The organism is Streptomyces sp. NPDC048197 (assembly GCF_043202395.1).
GTDB classification, from domain to species: Bacteria; Actinomycetota; Actinomycetes; order Streptomycetales; family Streptomycetaceae; genus Streptomyces; species Streptomyces siderophoricus.
Window position 1 is genome coordinate 1 of sequence record NZ_JBIDAJ010000039.1, and the last position, 22,701, is coordinate 22,701.

14 protein-coding genes are annotated in these 22,701 nt (G+C 73.7%); 4 read left to right on the forward strand and 10 right to left on the reverse strand.

Annotated elements, in window-relative coordinates; genetic code table 11:
- Nucleotides 1-410 precede the first annotated feature (410 nt).
- Nucleotides 411-2,786, reverse strand: a complete 2,376-nt coding sequence (locus ACGF4C_RS33370) for a CDP-glycerol glycerophosphotransferase family protein (RefSeq protein WP_393571441.1) — start codon at nucleotides 2,784-2,786, stop codon at nucleotides 411-413.
- Between the two features lie 247 nt (nucleotides 2,787-3,033).
- Between ACGF4C_RS33370 and ACGF4C_RS33375 the strand changes: the two genes are divergently transcribed.
- A complete protein-coding gene (locus ACGF4C_RS33375; protein WP_393571443.1) occupies nucleotides 3,034-5,241 on the forward strand; it encodes a PIG-L family deacetylase in 2,208 nt (735 codons plus the stop codon).
- On the opposite strand, the gene ACGF4C_RS33380 is transcribed toward ACGF4C_RS33375, so the two are convergent.
- From ACGF4C_RS33380 to ACGF4C_RS33390, 3 genes are read right to left on the reverse strand one after another with little or no spacing between them, the layout of a single operon-like run.
- Nucleotides 5,199-5,705, reverse strand: coding sequence for a GtrA family protein (locus ACGF4C_RS33380; protein WP_393571445.1), 507 nt, complete (start codon nucleotides 5,703-5,705; stop codon nucleotides 5,199-5,201). The two genes, ACGF4C_RS33375 and ACGF4C_RS33380, sit on opposite strands and share 43 nt — an antisense overlap.
- Nucleotides 5,705-6,691 carry a glycosyltransferase family 2 protein gene (locus ACGF4C_RS33385; RefSeq protein WP_393571447.1) on the reverse strand — a complete coding sequence of 329 codons (987 nt, stop codon included), beginning with the start codon at nucleotides 6,689-6,691 and terminating at the stop codon, nucleotides 5,705-5,707. The genes ACGF4C_RS33380 and ACGF4C_RS33385 overlap by 1 nt, the downstream gene beginning before the upstream one ends.
- A complete protein-coding gene (locus tag ACGF4C_RS33390) occupies nucleotides 6,688-9,348 on the reverse strand; it encodes a YfhO family protein (protein ID WP_393571449.1) in 2,661 nt (886 codons plus the stop codon). Before ACGF4C_RS33390 ends, ACGF4C_RS33385 begins: the two co-directional genes overlap by 4 nt.
- An 81-nt stretch (nucleotides 9,349-9,429) precedes the next feature.
- Between ACGF4C_RS33390 and ACGF4C_RS33395 the strand changes: the two genes are divergently transcribed.
- Nucleotides 9,430-10,989: a glycosyltransferase family 2 protein gene (locus tag ACGF4C_RS33395; protein WP_393571451.1), complete on the forward strand. Its 1,560-nt coding sequence runs from the start codon at nucleotides 9,430-9,432 to the stop codon at nucleotides 10,987-10,989.
- Between the two features lie 68 nt (nucleotides 10,990-11,057).
- Nucleotides 11,058-11,336: a DUF1876 domain-containing protein gene (locus ACGF4C_RS33400; RefSeq protein ID WP_030815262.1), complete on the forward strand. Its 279-nt coding sequence runs from the start codon at nucleotides 11,058-11,060 to the stop codon at nucleotides 11,334-11,336.
- A 106-nt stretch (nucleotides 11,337-11,442) separates the two neighbouring features.
- Here the strand turns inward: ACGF4C_RS33400 and galE are convergent, their stop codons facing one another.
- The 3 genes from galE to ACGF4C_RS33415 form a co-directional block, all read right to left on the reverse strand.
- Nucleotides 11,443-12,420, reverse strand: coding sequence for a UDP-glucose 4-epimerase GalE (gene galE, locus ACGF4C_RS33405; RefSeq protein ID WP_393571453.1), 978 nt, complete (start codon nucleotides 12,418-12,420; stop codon nucleotides 11,443-11,445).
- A 64-nt stretch (nucleotides 12,421-12,484) separates the two neighbouring features.
- Nucleotides 12,485-14,143 (reverse strand): glycosyltransferase family 2 protein, encoded by a 1,659-nt coding sequence (locus ACGF4C_RS33410; protein WP_393571455.1) that lies wholly within the window; start codon nucleotides 14,141-14,143, stop codon nucleotides 12,485-12,487.
- A gap of 271 nt (nucleotides 14,144-14,414) precedes the next feature.
- Nucleotides 14,415-17,966 carry a CDP-glycerol glycerophosphotransferase family protein gene (locus ACGF4C_RS33415; RefSeq protein ID WP_393571457.1) on the reverse strand — a complete coding sequence of 1,184 codons (3,552 nt, stop codon included), beginning with the start codon at nucleotides 17,964-17,966 and terminating at the stop codon, nucleotides 14,415-14,417.
- 280 nt (nucleotides 17,967-18,246) lie between these two features.
- On the opposite strand from ACGF4C_RS33415, the gene ACGF4C_RS33420 reads away from it, so the two are divergent.
- A complete protein-coding gene (locus ACGF4C_RS33420; protein WP_393571459.1) occupies nucleotides 18,247-18,933 on the forward strand; it encodes a class I SAM-dependent methyltransferase in 687 nt (228 codons plus the stop codon).
- 92 nt (nucleotides 18,934-19,025) lie between these two features.
- Here ACGF4C_RS33420 and ACGF4C_RS33425 read toward each other — a convergent pair whose 3' ends face one another.
- From ACGF4C_RS33425 to ACGF4C_RS33435, 3 genes are all read right to left on the reverse strand, one after another.
- Complete coding sequence (locus ACGF4C_RS33425) at nucleotides 19,026-19,988, reverse strand: class I SAM-dependent methyltransferase (RefSeq protein WP_393571461.1); 963 nt, start codon at nucleotides 19,986-19,988, stop codon at nucleotides 19,026-19,028.
- 370 nt (nucleotides 19,989-20,358) lie between these two features.
- Nucleotides 20,359-21,297 (reverse strand): carbohydrate ABC transporter permease, encoded by a 939-nt coding sequence (locus ACGF4C_RS33430; protein ID WP_393571463.1) that lies wholly within the window; start codon nucleotides 21,295-21,297, stop codon nucleotides 20,359-20,361.
- Complete coding sequence (locus ACGF4C_RS33435; protein WP_393571505.1) at nucleotides 21,294-22,682, reverse strand: carbohydrate ABC transporter permease; 1,389 nt, start codon at nucleotides 22,680-22,682, stop codon at nucleotides 21,294-21,296. Before ACGF4C_RS33435 ends, ACGF4C_RS33430 begins: the two co-directional genes overlap by 4 nt.
- Nucleotides 22,683-22,701: the final 19 nt, after the last annotated feature.

Below are 22,701 nucleotides of genomic sequence, written 5' to 3' on the forward strand. Positions count from 1 at the left end.
CAGAAGGGCGTCCAGGTTTGTCGTCACACACGAGCCAACGGGCGCCCTTCGCCATGGTCGCGGCCAGCATGAACATAGGACTCATTCATCTAGGGAAGGTTCGAACGGATCCCGTAGGGGTCGCGAGGGCCCCCTGCGGGTCCACAACCGTGCGGAGCGGGGCGGTATTCCGGCGCCTGCACGCGACGCGGCGCGGTCCGCACGCGACGCGGCGCGGTCCGCACGCGACGCGGCGCGGTCCGCACGCGACGCGGCGCGGTCCGCACGCGACAGGGCGCGGTCCATACGCGGCACGGCGCGGCCCGCGCAACAAGGCGCGGTCCGCACGCGACGCACGCGCACTGCCCCCGGCCGGAAGCCCGGCCGGGGGCAGTGCGCGTGCGTTCTTATGCGGGTGTCTCCGTGGGGGCTCAGCCCGCCAGCTCGACGCCCGAGGAGCCCGATGTGCCCGAGGCGGCGGCCCCCGTCACTCCGGCGTCGTCCGCCGCGGCGCGCGGGGCCGGGAGCTTGATCAGGCCGGCCGCGGCGGCTGCGGTGCGGGGGGCCGGGGCCACGGTGCGCTCCTCCTGCGGCAGCGGCTCGGGGGTCGTTTCCTGGCCGAGGAAGACCCGGCGGACCACGCGCTCGGCGGCGTGCCCGTCGTCCCACTGGCAGAACCGTGCGCGGAACGCGGCGCGCAGCTCGGTGGCCCGCTCGTCGTCCCAGCGGCCGCTGCGGAAGGCGTCGATCAGCTCGTCCTCGGTGGTGGCGAGCACGCCCGGGGTGTCGCCCGGCCTGCCCGACAGCAGGTCGAAGGTGACACCGCGGGAGCGGACGTAGGTGTCCCAGTCGTCGGTGTAGTTGACGATCGGCCGGTCGAGGTTGGCGTAGTCGAACATGATCGACGAGTAGTCGGTGACCAGGGCGTCGGCGGCCAGGCACAGTTCCTCGACGACCGGGTGGCCGGAGACGTCGATGATCGCGCCGCGCTCCTGGAGCTCCTGGAGGCGGGCGTCCTGGTCGTAGAAGTAGTGGGTGCGCACCAGCAGGACGAAGTCCTCGCCGAGCTCGCGGGAGATCTTCTCCAGGTCCAGCCGCGGCACGTAGCCGACCTGGTAGTCGCGCATGGTCGGCGCGTACAGGATCGCGGTCTTGCCGGGGGCGACGCCCAGGCGCTCGCGGATGTCCAGGACGTCCTGGGCGCTCGCCCGGTAGTAGACGTCGTTGCGGGGGTAACCGGCGTCCAGCGACTCGAAGTTGCAGGGGTAGACCCGCTCCCACTGCTCGGTGGTGTGCTGGTTGGAGGAGAGCGAGTAGTCCCAGCGGTCGGCGCGGGCCAGCAGCTTGCGGAAGCTCATGCCCTTGGCGGCGGCCGGGTAGCGCTTCTGATCGATGCCCATCGACTTCAGCGGGGTGCCGTGGTGGGTCTGGAGGTGCACCTGGCCCTCGCGCTTGACCACGCCGTCCGCGAAGTTCACGTTGTTGACGAGGTACTTGGCGCGGGCCATGACCTCCCAGTAGCGCGGCGAGTTCAGCACGACGTGGTCGACGCCGGCCGGTATCTCGCCGGAGTCGGCCAGCTGCTGCTTGACCACCCACACGCCGTGGACGTGCGGGGCGAGCTCTTTGGCCTTCTCGTAGATCGCCAGCGGGTTGCAGGCCGGCAGCCGGTTCCAGTACGCGGAGTAGACCGCGAGGTTCTCGTCCAGCGGCTGCCGCAGCAGGGCCTGGTAGCGCAGGTCCATGGCCTTCTTCTTGGCCTGGCGGACCTTCTTGCCGGCGTGCTTGCGGACCGTGCGCTGCACCTTGCCGGCGACCTTGAGGCCGGCCAGCGCCGGATAGGCGTCCTTGGCGAGCAGCGCGTACTTGCCGCCGGCCACCCCGCCGGGGCGGACGAAGCCGGCCGGCAGCCGCCGGCGGTAGTCGCGGGCGGCGCGGTGGAAGAATTCGGCGGTGGCGTTCTGCGGCAGCCGGCCCGGCTTGTCCAGGACCGTCAGGTAGTGGTCGATCATCTTGCGGAACATGTGCGGGCGCCAGCGCGACAGCTCCGGGTGGGCGTCGAGGTAGCCGAAGACCCGCTCGTACTGGTCGAAGACGTCGAAGTGCTTGCGGCTGGTGGTGCGCAGGATGTTGCCGCCCTGCCGGCGCTGGCGGTAGTGCAGGCAGACCCGGTCGAGGACCGCGATGGACTTCGCGGTGATCAGCGTGCAGAACGTCCAGGGGGCGTCCTCGTAGTAGCCGACCGGGAAGGTGAAGCCGTGCTCCTCGACGAAGTCGCGGCGGTAGGCCTTGTTCCAGACGATCTGCAGCAGATCGAGGATCTCGGGGCGCTCGGCGAGGGTGAAGCTCGGGGCGCCGGACTCGTCGAGCCGGTCGGCGAGGAGGTTGCGGCGGACCGAGCCGTCCCAGTAGGTCCGGGCGTAGTCGAAGATCAGGATCTCCGGGCTGCCGGTGGCGTCCAGCCGCTCCGCCAGCGCACCGAGCGCGCCCGGCGTGAGGGTGTCGTCGCTGTCCAGGAAGAGGACGTACTCGCCGCGGATCTTCTCCAGGCCGGCGTTGCGGGCCAGGCCGAGGCCCACGTTCTCCGGCAGGTGCAGGACCTGCACCCGCTCGTCGCGGGCGGCGTACTCGTCGAGGATGGCGCCGCTGCGGTCGGGTGAGCAGTCGTCGACGGCGATCACCTCGAAGTCCGTGAAGTCCTGCGCCAGCACCGAATCCATGCACTCGCGCAGGAAGCCCTGCACTCTGAACACGGGCACGATGATGCTGAAGCGGGGTACGACGGGGTCGAGGACTGTCTCGGACATGCGGTGCTTACTCCTCGTGACGAGCTGAGTACAGAACGCAAAAAAGCCCCAAAGGGGTTCCTTGCATTGTCAGCCCTCCTGACCGCTGTTCACCCGAAAAGGTTGTTGTTCGTAACCTGAAAGTTCTGTGGCGCTCATCACGGATGGGGGTAAGTGGCGAATTTTCGGACGGGTCGAATGCCGCCCGGGCACCGCTTCCGGACGAGCGGGACGCGCGGAAGACCCCGGGGCGCCGAATACTGAGGACGTGTCACCGACGCGCCCGCCCCGTGTCACCCGCCGCCGGCTGCTCCAGCTCACCGGCGGCGGGCTGCTCGCCGCGGCGGCCGGCACCGGCGTCTGGGCCCACCTCGCCGACGAGGGCCCCCCGACGGGCGAACCGGCCGGCTCCGGGCCGCCCCTGGTCGACCCGGCGGACCAGTCGTTCCTGCACGTCATCGCCCATCCGGACGACGGCCTGTACTTCATGAACCCCGACCTGGAGCAGGCCGTCCGCGCCGGGGCCCGCTCGGTCACCGTCTGCCTCACCGGCGGCGAGTCCGACGGACACAACGTCAGCAGGCACGCCGCGTACGCCGACCGGGTTCCCAGGAACCGGCCCGCCTTCGCCCGGGCCCGCACCAACGGGCTGCGCGCCGCGCACGCCGAGATGGCCCTCGGCGACCCCGCCGCGCCCTGGCACCTGACCGCGATATCCCTGCTCCCCGACTTCCAGGCCGAACTCCACACCCTCCAGGCCGCCCCGCACCAACAGCTGCTGTTCCTGGAGCTGGTGGAGGCCCGGGCCGTCTGGCAGGCCCGCGCCACCAGCCTGCGCGGCCTGTGGCTCGGCGCCACGCCCTTCCTGCCCACGCTGCGCCCGGCCGGCTCACCCGTACGGCACCAGTTCCTCTACCGCCGCGAGCAGGTCGTCGCGGCCCTGGTGGCGGTGCTCGACCGGGCCCGCCCCACGGTGGTGCGCACCCTGGACCCCAACGCGGTGCACTCCCGCAAACGGCCGCCGGCCGGCCCGGACCGCGACCCCCGGCTGGCCGGGCTGCGCTACTACGACCACCAGGACCACACCGCCTCCGCCTACTTCGCGCAGGCCGCGCTGGCCGCCTACCGGCCGCGCGGCGGCCGCCCGCCCATCGTGGAGAACTACCTCGGCTACGAGGCGGACGCGCTGCCCAACGACGTCGACCCGAAGGCCGCCCGGCGCAAGGCCCGGCTGCTGTCGGTGTACGGCTGGGCCGACCACCGCCGCTGCGGCGACCCGGCCGGCTGCGGCGACCGCAAGGTCGGCGGCTCGGCGCTGGACGGCGGCTCCCGCAACTGGACCCGCTCCACCCGGCTGCGCGCCCCCGGCTCCAACGCCTGGCTCCGGCCCGCGCAGGACGGCCGGCTGGTGGCCTTCGCGGTGCTCGGCGGCACCGCGTACTGCTGGACCGAGACCCGCCCCGGCAGCGGCCGGTTCGGGGCGCCGGTGCCGGCCGGCGGCACCATGCTGCAGGGGCAGATCCACGCGGTGCGGCGCCCCGACGGGCCGCTGCAGCTGTTCGCCTCGCGCACCGTGCTGCCGGGCCGTACCGCCGTGCACCGCCGCGAGCTGATGACCGCGGCCCAGCGCGGCACCGCCGCGGACGGTACGCCGCTGTTCGGCCGCTGGGAGTCGCTGGGCTCGCCGGACCCGGACCCGGAGCGTTCGCTGGAGATCGGCTTCCCGGCGGCGGTGGCCGCCCCGGACGGCACGGTGCACGTCTTCGTCCGCACCTGGGACGGCAACGTCGCGCACCGCGCGGGCCCGGGCGGCACGGGCTTCACGCCGTGGGAGCGGCTGGAGGGCACGGTCAGCACCCTGAAGGCGTCCCCGCAGGTCGTCGACGGGCTGGACGCCTGTGTGGACTCCGACGGGCTGATCCACGTGGTCGCGCCGGGCATCGGGACGGTGGCGCACTGGGTGTCGAAGGAGGCCGGGCAGATACCGCGGCCGGCCGCGGCCACCGGGCTGCCGCAGCCGGGCGGCCCGGTCAGTCTCGTCCCGCTGGCCGACGGCGTGGTGCGGGCCGTCTACCGCCGCTCGGTCACCGCGCAGGTGCTGATCGCCGAGCGGCACCGGCGGATCGGCGGCTGGCGGGTGGCGGCGCAGTGCGCGCCGGTCGGCGGCTACGGGCGGGTGGCGGCGGCCCCGGTGGGCAGCGGCGACCGGATGGTGCTCGCGGCCCGGGACGACACAGGGGAGGTGCGGACGGCGATGGCCCAGGACGCCCCCAAGCCCTGGCAGCCGGGCCGGGTCTCGCACTCCGCGGCGGCCGGCGTCGCGCAGGACGCCGCCGGGCGGGCGGTGGTGGTCGCGCTGGGCACCGACGGCCGGCTCTACGCGGCCCGGCAGACCTCGGTGGGGCAGACCGCGCTGTTCGGCGCCTGGCGGCCTCAGGCCGGATCGCCGGAGCGGACCGGCGCGGCCCCGGCCTGACCGGCGGCGTCCCGCGCGGGGCCGGTTGCCGGGCCGGATGCGGCGTGGGCTGTCGCGTCGGCTGTCGCGCCGGTCCGGGCGGGCGGCCGCAGGATCCGCCGCGTGACCAGATAGCCGGCCGGCAGCGCGAAGGCGGCGGCGGCCAGCGGCGCCAGCGTGCTGTTCATCCCGCACCAGCCGACCAGCGCCACCAGCCCGGCGCTCTGCATGCCGTAGTTGGTGACCTGGGTCAGCGGGAACAGCGCGAACTTCTTCCAGGTCGGGCGGGTGCGGTAGGTGAAGTAGGTGTTGAGCAGGAACGAGCCGGCCATGCTCAGCGCGAACGCGAGGCTGTAGGCGGCGAAGTACGGCAGCAGGCGGTGCAGCGGCAGGTAACAGGCGTAGAACGTCGCGGTGTTGACCCCGCCGACGGCGGCGAAGCGCACCGGCTGGGCGAAGCGCCCGGGCGCGCACCGGCCGGCCATCAGCCGGCCTGCGACCCGGCGGTGGCGGCGTCCGCGGGCCCGGCGGCGGCGCTCAGCGCGGCCTCGGCGGCGTTGCCCTCCTTGACCAGGTAGTGCGGGCGCCGCTTGGCCTCGTGGTAGATCCGGCCGATGTACTCGCCGATCAGCCCGAGCATCACCATCTGCAGCCCGCCCAGGCCCACGATGATCGCCACCAGCGTCACATAGCCGGGCGCGGTGACCCCGCCGACGACGGCCGCCGCGACGATCCACAGGGTGTACAGCCCGGCGAGCCCGGCGAGGCCGAGGCCGGCGTAGATGGCCAGCCGCAGCGGCCGGCTGTTGAAGGAGAGCATCCCGTCGATGCCGTAGTTGACCAGTGCGCCGAGCCGCCATTTGGTCTCGCCGGCCTCCCGTACCGCGTTGCGGTAGTCGAAGGTGACGGTGTCGAAGCCGATCCAGGAGAACAGGCCCTTGGAGAAGCGGTTGTACTCCGGCAGCGCCAGCATCGCGTCCACCGCCTTGCGCGACAGCAGCCGGAAGTCCCCGACGCCGTCGGCGAGTTCGACGTCCACCCAGGTGTTGACGACCCGGTAGTAGCAGCGGCTCAGCGCGGACCGCAGCCGCCGCTCACCGTCCCGGCTGCGCCGCGCGACGACCTGGTCGTGGCCCAGCTGGTAGAGGTCGAGCATCTTCTCGATGAGGTCCGGGGGGTGCTGCAGGTCGGCGTCCATGAGGATCACCGCGTCGCCGGTGGCCGCCCGCAGACCGGCCAGCATCGCGGGCTCCTTGCCGAAGTTGCGGCTGAACGACAGGTAGCGGGTGGTGCCCCGGTGCTGCTGGGCCAGGCCGCGCAGCCGGGCCAGGGTGCCGTCGGTGCTGCCGTCGTCGACGTAGCACAGCTCGTGGGCGACGCCGAGGCGGGCGAGGACCGCCCGGACCGCCTCGTCGAAGCGGGCCAGTACGGCCTCCTCGTTGTAGCAGGGGACGACGATGGAGAGCTTCATCCGCGGGTCTCCTTGGTGGTGCGACGCCGGGACCGGCCGCGGCCCCGTAGCTGACCCCCCACCGCCACCGCCCCGGCCGCCAACCCCGCCGCCCCGCTCGCGGCCAGCCCCGCACTCAGGCCCGGCGGCACGTAGGTGCAGGTCAGCCGGGTCGCGCCGGGCCGCAGCGGAACCGTCAGCAGCCCGCCGTACGACACCGGCGCGCGCCGCGGCCCGCCGTCCACCGCACAGCCCCACCCCCGGACGGCCGGCAGCGCCAGCACCGCGTGCCCCCGGCTGCCGCGCGGCAGCCGGGCCGTCAGCCGGTGCCCGCCGGCGGACAGCGCCACCGGCCCGCGCAGCGCGCGCACCGCCCGGTCCAGCGCGCCCGGCGGCAGACAGCCCAGCGGGCGCGCGGGCAGCCACTGGCGGCCCCGGCCGATGAACCGCACCGCGACCGTCCCGTCGTCCGGCACCCGCCCCAGCACCCGCACCGGGTTGGCGGTGGTGTCCGCCCGGCCGATGCCCTTGGTGCGGGTGCCCAGCCCGCTGACCTGGCCCCAGAACCAGGGCGCGTACCAGACGACGGTGCCGCCGGGGGTGCAGCGGGCGGTGAAGGTGGTGCCCGCGCCGTTCGGGCCGGCCAGCGGGGCGGCCGCGGCGGGCAGCGCGGACGGCGGCAGCAGCCAGCCGCCGCGCCCGCGCACCGGCGCGGTGCCCGCGGTGGGCGTCAGCTCCGGCACCTCGTAGACCGGCGTGCCCAGCACCCGTTCCTGGCGCGCGAACACGCTCTCCGCGCCGCGGGGCGGGGCCGCCAGGCGGCTGCGTACGGTCAGCAGCGGGGCCGGCGCCGGGCGGGCGCGGTCCACGGTGAAGGCGCCTCGGGGGTCCTGCGGGGCGGGCAACAGCGAGCTGCTGACGCCCATCAGGGCCCGGCCCACCGGGTCCTCGAAGCTGAGGGTGTGACGGCCCTTCATGTACCAGCCGGCGCCCAGCCCGGCGAGGGCGCGGGCGGTGGCCGCGGGCACGTAGCTGCTGTAGTAGGCGCCGCCCTCGCCGCCGAGCAGCAGCGGGTCGTTGTTGGCGAACTCGTGCGGCCCCGGATCGGTGCGCGAGCGCGGCCAGTCGTCGCGTGCGGCGAGCCCGGCGCGGGCCGCCAGGGACCCCCGGGTCATGGTGATCTTGGGCCGGAACCAGGCGATCTTGCCCCGTACGGCCGTCACCGAGAACACCGTGTACGCCGAGGTGAGCAGCACCGTGCCGGCCAGCGCGGCGGTGAGTGCGGTCCGCGGCCCGGTCCGGGCGCCGACCGCGGGCCGCGCCGCCGGCACCGCCAGCGCGACCAGCGCCGCCAGGGCCGCGGTGCCGCCGCCGGCCACCAGCAGCCAGGTGGCCGCACCGACCGTGCCCTGGTCCCGGCACGCCCACGCCAGCAGCGCCACCAGCGCCCCGCCGGCGGCCAGTTCGCCGGGCCGGGGCCGGTGCGCCAGCGCCAGCCAGGAGATCATCACCAGGATCCCGCTGAGCACGAACGCGGCCCGGTACGGACTGCCGTTGGGCAGCGCCAGCCCGTGCCACAGCAGGATCGTCGGCTTCCAGACGAACGAGGCGGCCACCCCCAGCGCCAGCGCGTACCAGGCGGTCCGGGCCCGCACCGGCACCGCCCGGACGAACGGGAAGGCGGCGACCAGCAGCAGCCCCGGCATGCCGATGAAGATGTTGGGCGTGGGCACCCCGCCGTGGCCGCCGGGCAGCAGCTGTGCCAGCTGGTACAGCACGGTGGGCCGCTCCTCGTAGGAGACCGGGGGAGCGGGCTGGGCCGTCTGGCTGGCCCGGAGGGTGACGGTCAGGACGGGCGCCGCGAGCCCGATGCCGGTCAGCGCCGCCGTCACCGCCCGGCCGGCCGCCCGCAGCCGCGCGCCCGGCGGCATCCCGGCCGCCGTGGCCAGCCGCACCGCCAGCACCAGCCCGGTCGCCAGGGTCGCCATCGCCGCCGTGTAGAAGTTGCCCGCCCAGGCCAGGGCGACCAGCAGCGCCGCGGCCACCCAGCGGGTGCGCCGCAGGCACCAGTCGGCGGCGATCCCCAGCAGCGGCAGCGCCACCGGCCCCCACATCCACATCGGGTCCGCGGCACCGTCGTTCAGCACCCAGGCGCACAGCGCGTAGCCCACCGACAGAAGCGCCCGCAGCGTCCCGGAGCCCGGGTGCAGCCGGCCGAGGAGGACGGTCATCAGGGCGGCGGCCAGGCCGATGCTGCACAGCGTGACCAGGAAGACCGGCAGATCGGCCAGCTCGCGCGGGAAGAGCCCGACGAGCAGCGAGAACGGGTTCATCAGATACGTGACGAAGTCCGCGAGGAACGGCACCCCGTACCCGCTGCTCCAGTTGAAGAACAGATCGCCGGTGGCCCCTTGGTGCAGCAGGTCCCACAGCCGGGCGTGGAAGGGCACGAACTGATTGCCGAGGTCGTTGACGGCGCGCGAGCGCGGCCCGAACGGGTAACTGCCGTACAGGGCCAGCCCCAGGCAGTACGCCACCGTGGACAGCGCCGCCGCCGTGCAGGGGGCGGTCCACCGCCGTGGCGGCCGGTCCGCCGCCGGGCGGTCCGCTCCGGGCAGCGGCCGGGCAACCTCCCGGGGCCGGACCGCCTCTTGGGGGGTGGCGGGCGTCGGGGCCACCGGCACTCCTCCACGGTCGGCGAACGTTCAGTCAACGTTATATGTCTTAATAGTCTGTTTTGCCTCGCTGGAGTGCTGCGTATGCCGAGGGGCACCGAGGACAACCCCCGCACCACACCGATGACCCGCACCGCCCCGGCCGTCTCGGTGATCGTGCCGGTCCACAACACGCTGCCCTACCTCGACCGCTGCCTCCGCTCCGTCTTCGCCCAGACCCTCGACCCGCACCGCATCGAGATCATCGCCGTCGACGACGGCTCCACCGACGGCAGCGCCGACCGGCTCACCGACACCGCCCGCCGCAACCCCCGCCTCACCGTCGTCCGCCAGCCCCCCTCCGGCGGCCCCGGCAAACCCCGCAACACCGGCCTCGCCCGGGCGAGGGGCGACTACGTCTTCTTCCTCGACTCCGACGACCACCTCGGCCCCGAAGCCCTCGACCGCCTCACCCGCATGGCCCAGACCCACGGCTCCGACATCGTCTACGGCCGCATCGTCGGCGCCGACGGCCGCGCCGCCCCCGTCGACCTGCGCACCACCAGCCCCGCCGTCTCGGTCTTCGACTCGCCCGTCTACTGGTCCCTCGCCGCCTACAAACTCTTCCGCCGCGCCTTCCTCGAAACCCACCACCTGCGCTTCGTCGAGGGCCGCCTGCTCGGCGAGGACCTCCCCTTCGGCATCGCCGCACTGCTGCGCGCCCGCACCGTCTCCGTCCTCGCCGACTACGACTGCTACTACCTCCACGGCCGCGCCGACGACTCCAACGCCAGCCGCCAGGACGTCGACTGGCCCGACTACCTCCACTACATCGGCGGCGTCCTCGACACCGTCGCCGCCGAGGTCCCGCCCGGCCCCGACCGCGACAAACTGATGACCCGTCACTTCCACGGTGAGATCCTCATGCCCTTCGGCCCGGCCTACCTCGCCCGCACCCCCGCCGGCCGCCGCCGCATGACGGCCGCCGCCCGCCCGCTCGTCCGCCGCCACCTCACCGACCGGATACGCGCCGCCCTGCCGCCCCGCCTCCGGCTGCGCGCCCACTGCCTCGACGCCGGCCTCGACGACGCCCTGACCGCCGTCGTCCGCGCCGACACCGGGCCGGTCCCCACCGAGGTCGACCCCGACGGCCGGATCCACGCCCGCTACCCGTACTTCCGCGACCCGCACCACCCGCTGCCCGACGCCGCCTACGACCTCACCGACCGCGTCGTGCTGCGCCAGCGGCTGACCGGCTGCCACTGGACCGGCACCGTCCTCCACCTGACCGGCACCGCCGCCCTGCCGCACCTCGACACCACCGCGGTCACCCTCGTCCTGCACCGCGCCGGCGCCACCCACCGCCTCCCCGCCCACTACGCGGACGGCCACTGGCGGGCGGCACTCGACCCGGCCACCGCGGCCGGCGGCGCGCCCCTCGGCGACGGCCTCTGGGGCCTCAAGATCGATGTCACCGGCCGCGGCACCACCACCGACGGCGACCGGGGCCCCGCCGTGCACCGCGCGGCCTGGCTCGTCCCGGAGACCACCCCGTCCGCCGCCGACCTCGCCCCGCGCCCCGTGCCGCCCGGCCCGGCCACCGCCGCGCTGTTCCTCTCCGACCCGCACGGCCATCTCCACCTGCGGCTGACCGCCCCGGGATGAGCCGCCACACCGTGCGGGGGCCGCCCGGCGGGAGCACTCTGGTAGGAGCGGTTCCGGAGGTGATGGTGATGCTGCAGACAGCTGTCGGATGGCACGTCGAGATGGAATTCGAGGAGGACAACCACCGCACGCGCGCGGCCGCCCTCGTGCGGCTCCCGGACGGCACCGAGGTCCGGTCCCACGGGTACGCCAGCCGCCACCCCGCCGACTCCAACCAGCCGCGGGTCGGCGAGGAGGTCGCCGGGGCCAGGGCGCTCAACGACCTGGCGATGAAACTGCTGACCAAGGCCCACGACGAGATCGACGAGGCGTCCGGGCGGACGTCGTACCCGCTGACCACCCGCTGACCGCCCGCCGAGCCGGGCCCGCGCCGAGCCGGGCCCGCGCCGAGCCGGGACCCGCCGGCCGGCCGTGGGCCACGCCGGCCGGCCGCGGGTCACGCCCGGCGGCGGATCAGGCCTCCGGGTGGTGGTGCCGCCAGCCCGCCCACGCCGACGTGACCATGTCCCGCACGTCGTGCCGGGCCTTCCAGCCCAGCTCCGCGGCGATCCGGTCGGCGGCCGCCACCACCCGCGCCGGGTCACCCGGCCGGCGCGGCGTCACCTCGGGCGCCACCCCCTCGTGGCCGGTGACCTCCGCGATCAGATGGATCATCTCGCGCACCGAAACACCCTCGCCGCGCCCGATGTTCAACGTCAGGTCCCGCACCGGACCCGGCCCGGCCAGCTTCCGGGCCGCCGCCACATGCGCATCGGCGAGATCGGCGACATGGATGTAGTCGCGGATGCAGGTGCCGTCCGGCGTGTCGTAGTCGTCACCGAAGATCCGCGGCGCGGCACCCGCCGTCAGCCGCTCGAACACCATCGGCACGATGTTGAAGACCCCCGTGTCGGCCAGCTCCGGGGCGGCCGCACCGGCCACGTTGAAGTACCGCAGACAGGCCGTGGAAATGCCGTGCGCCTTCCCCACCGCCCGCGCCATCCACTCCCCGACCAGCTTCGTCTCCCCGTACGGGTTGATCGGCACACACGGCGTGTCCTCGGTCACCAGCTCCACGTCCGGCATGCCGTAGACCGCCGCCGACGACGAGAACACCAGCCGGCCCACCCCGCCCGCCGCCATCGCCTCCAGCAGCGTCTGCAGCCCGTGCACGTTCTCCCGGTAGTACAGCAGCGGCATCTCGACGGACTCGCCGACCTGCTTCTTCGCCGCCAGATGCACCACATCGGTCACCCCGTGCTCCGCAATCGCCGCATCCAGCAGCGCACGGTTCAGCGTGGAACCCACGACCAGCGGCACGCCCTCGGGGATCCGGGCGGCCACGCCCGTCGTCAGGTCGTCGAGCACCACGACCCGCTCGCCCGCCTGCCGCAGGGCCCGTACGACATGGGAGCCGATGTAACCGGCACCACCCGTGATCAAGTAAGACATGACGCCCATCCTAGGAGGGGAAAGCACACGGACAACGGACAACGGCCGGCGGACGGCGACAAGGTCAGCGGCGCAGCCGGCGCGCCGCGATCCGCCAGACGCTGCGCAGCCCCGACGCCACCCGCAGCGACAGCGCACCACCCGTCGTCGCATACGGCTGCACCAGCAGCACCGCATGCCGCCGGTTCGGCAGCACCCGCCGCCGCAGACCCGGCCCGGTGGCCCGCAGCGCGGCCCGGAAACCCGCCCCGTCGGCACAGCTCACCCGCGCCATCAGGTCCCACGGCTCCGGATCGGCCGCCGCCTCGGCGCCCCGCTCGGTCAGCGCCTCCAGATCCAGCACGACCTCCGCGGTCCAGCACACCGTCGCACCGCCCGCCGCGCCCGCGGCGGCCCGGGTGAGGGCCGCGGTGTGCACCGGGCCCCGCCGGTCGTCCCGGCGTCGCCGCAGCTCCACGTCGATGCTCTCCGGCCCCGCCGCCGCCAGCCGCCCGTACAGATCGTGCACCCGCAGCCGCAGCACACTGCGGCCGCCCACCGACGGCTCCGCGTCGATCGTCACCGGCAGCCGGCCTATCGGCTTCGTCCCCAGCGCGTCCAGCTCCACCTCGGGCAGGTCCGGTGACCACACCGCCCGCCCGTCGGCCTCCGCGTACGGCGGCAGCAGCCGCCCCGGACGGCTCGCCAGCTGCGTGATCCGGTCCAGGTCCCGCGGTGCCGGCGACGCCAGCACCACCCGCGCCAGCCACCGCGCCGGCGCCCGCGCCGCCCGCAGCGCCGCCTCGTCGAAACCCCCCAGGTACTCCCGGGTCAGCCGCCACCACTCCGCCCGGTAGTCCGCCCCGCGGGTGTGCAGCTCCCGCACGTACATCCGCAAGTCATGATCGAGGAACTTGGTGGCCGCCGCCTGCGCCAGCACCTCCAGCCCCGCCTCCCGGAAGATCTCCACACTCGCCCGGTGCGCCGCGATCCGCGCCGCCCAGTTCGCGACGTCCCTGCGGTTCAAGGAGATCGACTGCCGCGCCGCCGACCGGCGCACATGCCAGACGTAGACACTCTCCGGCACCGTCGCGATCCGCGGCGCCGCCGCCAGCACCCGCGCGGTGAACACGAAGTCCTCGTACGTGAACCGGCCCTCCGGGAACACGATCGCGTGCTTCGCCAGGAACTCCCGCTCGTACAGCTTGTTCACACACAACGTGTCCCGCACCAGCTGCGGACTGGCCTCGGCCGACTCGTGCACCGCCGCCTCCCGGTACAGCCCCGGCTGCCACGGCACGTCCCGCCGCGCCGGCAGCTCCCGCCGCACGCACGCGCCCGACACCACCGGCGCGTCGTACCGCAGCGCCGCCGACAGCAGCGCCCGCACCGCACCCGGCGGCAGCACGTCATCACTGTCCAGGAACATCACGAACCGGCCCGTCGCGGCCTGCAGCCCCTCGTTGCGGGGCGTGCCGCAGCCACCGCTGTTCTCACTGCGGTGGATCACCCGCAGCCGCGGCTCGGTACGGGCCAGCTCGTCCAGAGCGGCGCCGGTGCCGTCGGTGGAGGCGTCGTTCACCGCGATCACCTCGGTGACCGTGTCACCGGGAGCCTCCTGGGCGAGCGCGGAACGCACCGCATCACCGACATGGCCGGCATCGTTGAACGCGATGACGACGATGCTGACCTGCGCGGAGGGCGTGATGGTGGGCCCCGGCAGCTGCTCAGGGGCTTCTTTCACAGTCACTAAATCTACATTTCGTGTCGACAGCATCTCTTGGCGCGAGCGGGATCCGAACCCATATCCGATGGGTCAGAGGGCGAAACCCGCCGAGCGGTTGCACTCCTCGCCCCGCTTTTCCGCCGTATTGCCGTCTCGTGACCGGGCAGAGCACCGGGCTCGGGTGCGCAAGGCCCCGACAGCCCGCCGCGGACCCCTGCACATGCTGTAACGACGCGAATGGCGTGCGATGCCGATCCGCGCACCATCACTTGCCGCGGACCGGCAACCCTCACCGCTCCATCACGTCCGCGACCCGCCCCGCCGCACCGCCGTCGTCCCGGTGACAGAACACCGCCCGGAAATCCGCGTACGCCCCGGCACTCGCCCTCGCCACCGCCCCCAGATCACCCAGCGCCTCGACCAGCTCACCCGTCGACGACAGCAACGGCCCCGGCACCCGCGCCTCGAAATCCAGCGTGAACCCGCGCAGCACGTCCCGGTAATGCGGCAGGTCCGGCGTCAGGAACAGCATCGGCCGGCCCGTGTTCGCGAAATCCACCGCCAGCGACGAATAGTCCGTCACCAGCACATCCGCCACCAGCAGCAACTCCATCGCGTCCGGATACGCCGACACGTCCACCGCGAACGGCGCAAGATGCCCCGGCAACCGGTCCGCGACCAGCGGATGCCCCCGCACCAGCAGCACATGCCCCTCGCCCAGCTCCCGCCGCGCCAGCTCCAGGTCCAACGGCAGCGGCAGCCGGTGGTGCCGCGCGTCGTACGCCACGTCGTCCCGCGGCGTCGGCGCGTACAGCACCACCCGCCGGCCCGGCTCCAGCCCCAGCCGCTCCCGCACCGCCGCCGCCCGCAGCTCCCGGTCCGCGGCGAACAGCACATCCGTCCGCGGCAGCCCCGTCTCCAGCACCCGCCCCGCGAAACCCAGCGCCGACCGCAGCACCTGCGTACTGTGCCCGTTCGGCGACAGCAGCACGCTCCACTGCCGGCTCACCCGCGGCCGCGGCGCCAGATGCGCAAGCCCCGCACACAGCGTCCCCGCCAGATCCGCACCGATCCGCTTCAACGGCGTACCGTGCCACGTCTGCACGATCCGCTGACCGCCGCGCCGCGTGAACCACCACGGCAGATGCGTGTTCGTCACCACCCACCGGCTGTGCGCCAGCGCCCCGTGCCACTCCGCGCTGCCCACCACCACCGCCCGCGCCGTCGCCGGCACCGCCGTCTGCCCGTCCCGCACCGCCCACAGATGCTCCACGTCCATCCCCCGGCGCACCAGCTCCTCGTGCACCGCCCGCGGCGAATCCCCGGCCGACCGGCCACCGAAACTGCTGTACAGCACCGTGTCCCGCAGCGGACGCGAACGGTGCAGCACATAGTGCTGCTCCCGCAGCAGCCGCCGCCGGTACGGGCCCCGGTCCGCGGCCGGCACCGCCGGACCCGCCACCACCAGCACCTCGTCCCCCCGGTGCCGGTCCACCACCAGCGGCTTCCCCCGGACCGTGCACGACGCCGGCAGCCCCGCCAGCACCCGCGGCGCCAGCCGCACCGGCGCGTCCAGCGGCGAGCCCACCGCCCCCCGCTCCCGCAGATGCAGCGACCAGGCGCCCTCCCGCAGCGGCACCGGCCCGGCCAGCGACGGCAACGCCCCCAGCGGCAGCCGCCCGTGGAACCGGCCCTCGTCATGCGTCACCGGGAACACCAGCTCCGCCGCATGCTCCCCGTGCTTCAGCACCAGCTCCGTCGCGTGCGGCGCCGCCGCCGGCAGCCCGCCCGCCACCAGCAGCGTCCCGTCCGACCGCCACAGCACCCGGTCCGCATACGGCTGCGGCGTCCGGTCGTGCAGCACCAGATCCCCCGCCGGCGAAGCCGCCACCACCAGCTCCCGGCCGTGCGGCAACGGATACCCCACCGGCTCCAGCGCCGGATCACACGCCACCCGGTCCGTCCCGCCGTCCGGCAGCACCAGCTCCGCCAGCCAGCTCTCCGTATGCGCCGGCGGGATCGCCGCCGGCGCCCCGTCCCGCGGCGGACGCGCCGCCGCCACCGCCTCCGCCAGCACCCGGAACGCCACCCCACCCCCCTCGGCGGGCTCCGCGCCCGCCGGGAACGACACCACCGTGCCCGTCCCCCGATGCGTCAGCCGCAGCCCCGACGGCACCGGCCCCGGCCCCCGCACCGACACCTGAAGCGCACCGGCCGCCACCGACCGGTGCCCCGCCAGCCACCGCGTCCGCCGCGCCACCGACAGCCGCAACCGCCCGTCCTCGTACCACGGCGTCACCCGCACCACGCCCCGCGGCCCCTCGTCCGCCACCTCCGCCGCCACCGGCGCCGCCCCCGACCCCGCCTCGGGCGCCGACGGCGACGCCACCCGCACCGCACTCGCCGACGCCAGCACCAGCCCGACCGACCAGTCCCCCTCCTCCCACCGCCCGCCCCGCCGCAACCGCGCCGGATCCACCCGCAGTTCGAACCCGGACCAGTCGTAACAGTGCAGCTCCTGCCCCGACTCCGCGGTCGCCTCCGGCATCGCCACCGTCCGCAGCGGCAGCACGATCCGCCGCCGCCCGCACGACAGCACCGCCGTCCGCACCCCCACCGTGTGCCGGTGCGCCGCATCCACGTTCCGCACGTACGCATGCCCCCGCAGCACCAGCACCCCGTCCCGCCACACCGCCTCCCGCACCCGCGCACACACCGGGAAGTCCTCCCGGCCCAGCCGCGTCACCCCCGGCGGCAGCTCCAGCGGCGGACTCACCGGCACCACCGCCCGCCGCCGCAACGGCGGCCCCGCCACCGCGAACCCCGCCGGATTCCGCGCCTCGTGCCGCAGCAACGTCAGCAGATCCGCCGCCCGCCCCGCCCGCACCAGATACCACCGCATCCGCAACTCCACCGGCAGCTCCGGGAACACCCGCGGATCCACCCCCGCCAGGAAATCCCGCGCACAGTCCAGGAACGCCGTCCGGGTCTCCGGCGCCGCCCCCGGCAACGCCGCCACCAGATCCGCCAGCCCCTCCGTCAGCTGGAACCGGTCGTAATCCCGCCGGTACGCCTGCAGCTGCGGCCGCGCCGCCTCACCCAGGAACCGCCGGATCGCCGCCACCGCCGCGAACCGCTCCCGCACCCCCCGCGGATCCGGCCGCCGGTGCCGCGCCGCACCCTCCGGCAGCCGCCAGTAACACACGTGCTCCCGCAGCACGTCCACCGCACCGGCCAAGAAATGCGCCGGCACCGTCACCGCCTCGTCCAGGCACAACTCCCCCTCCGGGAAAGCGAAACCGTGCCGGTCCCAGAACTCCCGGCGGAACACCTTGTTCCGGGCGAAGGAATCCGCCAGCAGCGACAGATCCTCCGTCACATGCGTCCCCAGCACCGTCTGCCGGCCCGCCGGATGCCGCGCCGACTGACTCCGCCCCACCGCCCCCAGCCGGTACACATTGCCCGTCGCCAGATCCGCCCCCGACCTCTCCAGCACCCCCACCAGATCCTCGTACGCCCGCGGCAGCAGCACATCGTCCGCATCCAGGAACGCCAGATAACCGGTGTGCGGAAAAGCGTGCCGGGCACCGGCGTTCCGCGCCGCACCACACCCCGGCACCCCACCACCCGGCAGGTGCACGATCCGGAACCGCGGATCCCGTTCCGCGACGGCATGCGCCACAGCAGAGGACGGGCCCGCACCCGCGGGCCCGCCCTCCACCAGCACCACATCCAGTTCCGCCAGCGTCTGCGCCGCCACCGACGCCAGGCACTCCTCCAGATTCCCCTCCGCCCCCGCACCACGAGGAACCGGGACGACGACGGTGAGCCGGGGCTTCATAGACGGACCACGCCCTTCCTGTTTCTTGTGGGCGTTCAACTCACCACCGGCGGCACGGTCACCGGATCTGCGCTGAAAGGGTGAGCCCCGCACCCGCGGCCCCACCCGCGGCGCCACCACCCGCCCGCACCCACCGCCCCGCCCCGAGACCTTCCGCCCACCGGGTCGGCGCGCCGCGGCCACCCCGCCCCGGCCCATGCCGTAGACCCGAAGCCGTACACCCGTCGCGCAGCGTTACGGCGCCCCCGCGCCGCGTCCCAGGGAAGGTGACCGCATCCCGATGCCCGGCCGAACCGACAGCCCCGCCCCCACCGACAGCCCGGATGCCCAGCCGCCCACCGGCGAACCCCGCACCCTCCGCACCCCCCGCCCCACCGGCACCGCCCCCGCCGCCTCCACCGCCCGCCTCCCCGCCGACCCCACCCGCCCCGGCCTCGCCCGCCTGCTGCCCGCCCACACCCCCTACCGCCGGCAACTACGACGCATCGGCGCCGGCCGCGTCCTGGAAATCGGCTGCGGCGACGGCGACACCCTCGCCGGCTGCACCCCCGGCAGCGTCGGCATCGACCACGACCCCGACGCCGTCGCCCGCTGCCGCACCCGCGGCCTGACCGCCTACACCCCCGACGCCTTCCTCGCCGGCCCGCACGCCCGCCCCGGCGCCTTCGACGCCCTCCTCACCGCCCACGTCCTCCAGCACCTCGACGACGAACAGGCCGAAGAACTCCTCCGCGCCTACGTCCCCTACGTACGGCCCGGCGGCGGTGTCCTCCTCATCACCCCCCAGGAAGCCGGCCACCGCGCCGGCCCCCCACCCGTCCGCTTCACCGACTTCACCCTGCTGCGCGCCTTCGCCGCCACCGCCGGCCTCACCGTCCGCCGCACCTACTCCCACCCCCTGCCCCGCCCCGCCGGCATGCTGCTGCGCCCCAACGTGTTCGTCCTGGTGGGACAGGTACCCCGGTAGGCAGGTACGGGGGCACCGGGGCCGGGGCACACGAAAGCCGGGGCGGGCCGCCCCTGAAGGCAGCCCGCCCCGGCTCTCTCCCCGTACAGCGGCTAGCGCCCGCGCGCCCGCCTACGGGCCTTCACGATCGCCCGCGCCACGATCGGCGGCAGCACCTCCCGCGCCACCTTCCGCACCGTCGCCCCCGTCGGAACCGGCGCCCGCCGCACCGGCCGCACCACCGGCCCCGACGGCGCCGCCACCTCGGGCCGCGCCGCACCCACCGCCCTCGACGGCGCCGGACGGTGCCGCGACACCGGCTGCACCGGCTCCTTCGCACCCTTCGCGCTCAACCGCACCAGCGGCGCCCCGTTCACGTACTGCACCTCGTGCCAGATGTCACCGCGCTCCGCGATCCACCCCACCAGCGCCTTCTGCAACGGCTCCGGATCACCCCACGTGCCGTAGAACTTCGTGCCCGTGATGCAGATCGGCCGCAACCCCTCATTGGCGACCGCCTGCCACGTCGCCGCCGCCACCCCCGGACAGTGCTCCGCGCGGTAGTCGTCCAGCACCACCACACCACTGCCGGTCAGCAACTCCCGCACCGCCAGGATGTCCCCGTGCACATGCTCGTACAGATGCGACGCGTCGATGTGCGCGAACCGCACCGACCCCTTCTCGACGTGCTCGCTGACGATCGAACTCAGCCCCTGCACGATCGTCGGCAACTCGTCGTGGAACGACAGGTAGTTGGCCTCGAAAGCCCGCCGCGTCAGCGACGCGTACGACTTCTTCATCTCCTTGGAGTTCGACGCGTCCTCGGCCGGCGAATCGAAGAGATCGCACACCGTGAAGCGCTCACCGTCGCCCAGCCGCGCACCGAGGAAAATCGCGCTCTTCCCCATGTACGCGCCCAGTTCGAGCAGATCACCCGCCTCGGAACGCTCCTTCTGATACGCCAGGAACCAGTCGAACAGCAGCTGATCGGCAGTGAAGAACCAGCCTTTCACCTCGGACAACCGGACAGGGCGCGGGAGTTGCTCGGCACTCTGGTCTGCGGTGGGGGCAGTCATGTGCGGTCCGTCTCCAGACGGTCGGGAACGTAGGCGGAATGCAACAGGCAAAGCGATGTGGGGGGACACATACAGAACGCATACGGAGTGTGCAGTTATGAACACGCCCGGCCCCGGTGCGGGGCGGCGCACGGGCCCCGCCCACGCAGGGACGGACACACCCTCGACCGGCACGAAAAACACGCCGGCGCCGCTACGCAGTCTCCACGACGGAGCCCCGTCGCACCATGCGTTTCACGGCAGTGACCGACATCGTAGGGGGACGGACATGAACGCGGGATAACAACGGCACGACCCGCAATCGACCCCGTACGCCGTACGACGCACGGCCCCCCGGTCCGCCGCGCCCCCCACCCCTCACCCCAACCCCTCACTTCACCGCGCCCGCCATCACCCCGGACACGAACTGCCGCTGGAACGCGAAGAAAACGATCAACGGCACCACCATCGACAGGAACGCCCCCGGCGCCAGCACATCGATGTTGTTGCCGAACTGCCGCACCTCCTGCTGCAACGCCACCGTGATCGGCGGACGCCCACTGTCCGCGAAGATCAACGCCACCAGCATGTCGTTCCACACCCACAGGAACTGGAAGATCCCCAACGACGCGATCGCCGGACCCCCCAACGGCAGCACCACCCGCGTGAACAGCCGCAGCTCACCCGCCCCGTCCAGCCGCGCCGCCTCCAGCAGCTCCCGCGGAATCTCCGCGAAGAAATTCCGCAGCAGGAACACCGCGAACGGCAACCCGAACGCCGTATGGAACAGCACCACCCCCGCCGTCGTCTCGAACAGCCCCACCACCCCGAACAACTTCGCCACCGGAATCAGCGCCACCTGCACCGGCACCACCAGCAGCCCCACCACCACCAGGAACCAGCCGTCCCGCCCCGGAAAATCCATCCATGCGAACGCATAACCCGCCAGCGCCCCGATCACCACCACCAGCACCGTCGCCGGCACCGTGATCTCCGCCGTCGTCAGCAGCGAACCCATCACCTTGCCGTTCGACAACAACCGGCCGTAATTGTCGAACGTGATCTGCGCCGGCTCCGCGAACACCCGCCACCAGCCCGACTCACCGATCCGCTGCGGACTGCGCAACGACGACAACAGCAACCCCACCGACGGCATCAACCAGAACAACGCCACCAGCACCAGGAACACCCGCACCGCACCACCACCGGCCCGCGCCGCCAGCCGCGACACCACCGACGGCCGCGCCCGCCCCACCGCACCCCGGGCGCCGCTGCCGCGGCTGCTGCTGCCCCCACCACCGGCCCGGCCGACCCCCTCCACCGCCGTCATCGACGACGCTCCTTCCGTATCCGCCGGAGATTCACCCACATCACCGGCAGCACGAGCAGCAGCAGAAACACCGCGATCGCACTGCCCAGCCCCTCATCCACATCCGTCCCGAACGACGACTGGAACAACTGCAACGCCAGCACATTCGCCGACCGCAGACTCGACCCCGGCGCGATGATGTACACCAGGTCGAAGATCTTCAGCACATTGATCATCAACGTCACCAGCACCACCACCAGCACCGGCGCCAACAACGGCACCGTCACCCGGCGGAACACCTGCCACTCACCCGCCCCGTCCACCCGCGCCGCCTCCAACAACTCCCGCGGCACCCCCGCCAGCCCCGCCGCGATCAACACCATCGCGAAACCCGCCCACATCCACACATACGCCCCGATGATCGCCGGAGTCACCAACGCCGGCCCCAACCACTCCACCCCGCCGTACGCCGCCGCGAAATTCCCCGCCGGCAACCGCAACCGCGCCCCGTCCGCCGCCCCACCCGGCAACACGAACGTCCCGTCCGCCGCGGTCCGCGCCGACGCCACCACCCGGCCGCCCCGCACCGCCTCCACCCGCACCCCGGCCAGACCCCGCTCCGACCCGTCGACCACATTCGGCCGGCCCCCACCACCCCGCAGGAAATCCAGCCACACCGTCCCCGTCACACTCCCCGGCCGCGCCACCGCACCCGCCGCCCGCCGCGCACCCCGCACATCGTCCTGCCGCACCGCCACCAACGGCAGCAGCACCGGCGACCCCGCCCGCACCACCGACCGCGTACTGAACCCCCCGCCCCCCGACGGCCGCAGGACCCCGTTCGGCCGCGGTCTCGCCCCCGGGAACGGCGCCGGCTCCGCGAACGTGTCATGCACCCCCACCCACACCGCATTGGCCACCCCACGCTCCGGATTCTGGTCGTACACCAGCCGGAAAATGATCCCGGCCGCCAGCATCGAAATCGCCATCGGCATGAAAACGACCAACTTGAACGCCGTACCCCACCGCACCCGCTCCGTCAGCACCGCAAAGATCAACCCCAGCGCCGTCGACACCGTCGGCGCCACCACCACCCACACCACGTTGTTCCGCAACGCGGTACGAATACCGTCGTCCGCGAACAACTCCCCGTAATTCCCCAGCCCCACGAACCCGTCACCGGACGCATCGAACAGACTCCGGTACACGGAAAACCCGATGGGATACACCACCAGCGCACCCAACAACACCAACGCCGGCAACAAGAACACCGCAGCCACCCACCGCCGCGTCCCCGTCACCCGCCGCCCACCACCGACTTTCGCCGCACTGCCACCGGCCTTCGCCGCACTGCCACCGGCCTTCGCCGCACTGCCACCGACTTCCACGGTCCTGCTGCTGCTCATCGTGAGAAACCCCCGGCAC

Excerpts from the sequence above, each read along its gene's own strand:
- ACGF4C_RS33370 (WP_393571441.1), bottom strand. The coding sequence starts at position 2,786 with ATGTCCGAGACAGTCCTCGACCCCGTCGTACCCCGCTTCAGCATCATC.
- ACGF4C_RS33380 (WP_393571445.1), bottom strand. The coding sequence starts at position 5,705 with ATGGCCGGCCGGTGCGCGCCCGGGCGCTTCGCCCAGCCGGTGCGCTTC.
- ACGF4C_RS33385 (WP_393571447.1), bottom strand. The coding sequence starts at position 6,691 with ATGAAGCTCTCCATCGTCGTCCCCTGCTACAACGAGGAGGCCGTACTG.
- ACGF4C_RS33395 (WP_393571451.1), top strand. The coding sequence starts at position 9,430 with ATGCCGAGGGGCACCGAGGACAACCCCCGCACCACACCGATGACCCGC.
- ACGF4C_RS33400 (WP_030815262.1), top strand. The coding sequence starts at position 11,058 with ATGCTGCAGACAGCTGTCGGATGGCACGTCGAGATGGAATTCGAGGAG.
- galE (WP_393571453.1), bottom strand. The coding sequence starts at position 12,420 with ATGTCTTACTTGATCACGGGTGGTGCCGGTTACATCGGCTCCCATGTC.
- ACGF4C_RS33415 (WP_393571457.1), bottom strand. The coding sequence starts at position 17,966 with ATGAAGCCCCGGCTCACCGTCGTCGTCCCGGTTCCTCGTGGTGCGGGG.
- ACGF4C_RS33420 (WP_393571459.1), top strand. The coding sequence starts at position 18,247 with ATGCCCGGCCGAACCGACAGCCCCGCCCCCACCGACAGCCCGGATGCC.
- ACGF4C_RS33425 (WP_393571461.1), bottom strand. The coding sequence starts at position 19,988 with ATGACTGCCCCCACCGCAGACCAGAGTGCCGAGCAACTCCCGCGCCCT.
- ACGF4C_RS33430 (WP_393571463.1), bottom strand. The coding sequence starts at position 21,297 with ATGACGGCGGTGGAGGGGGTCGGCCGGGCCGGTGGTGGGGGCAGCAGC.
- ACGF4C_RS33435 (WP_393571505.1), bottom strand. The coding sequence starts at position 22,682 with ATGAGCAGCAGCAGGACCGTGGAAGTCGGTGGCAGTGCGGCGAAGGCC.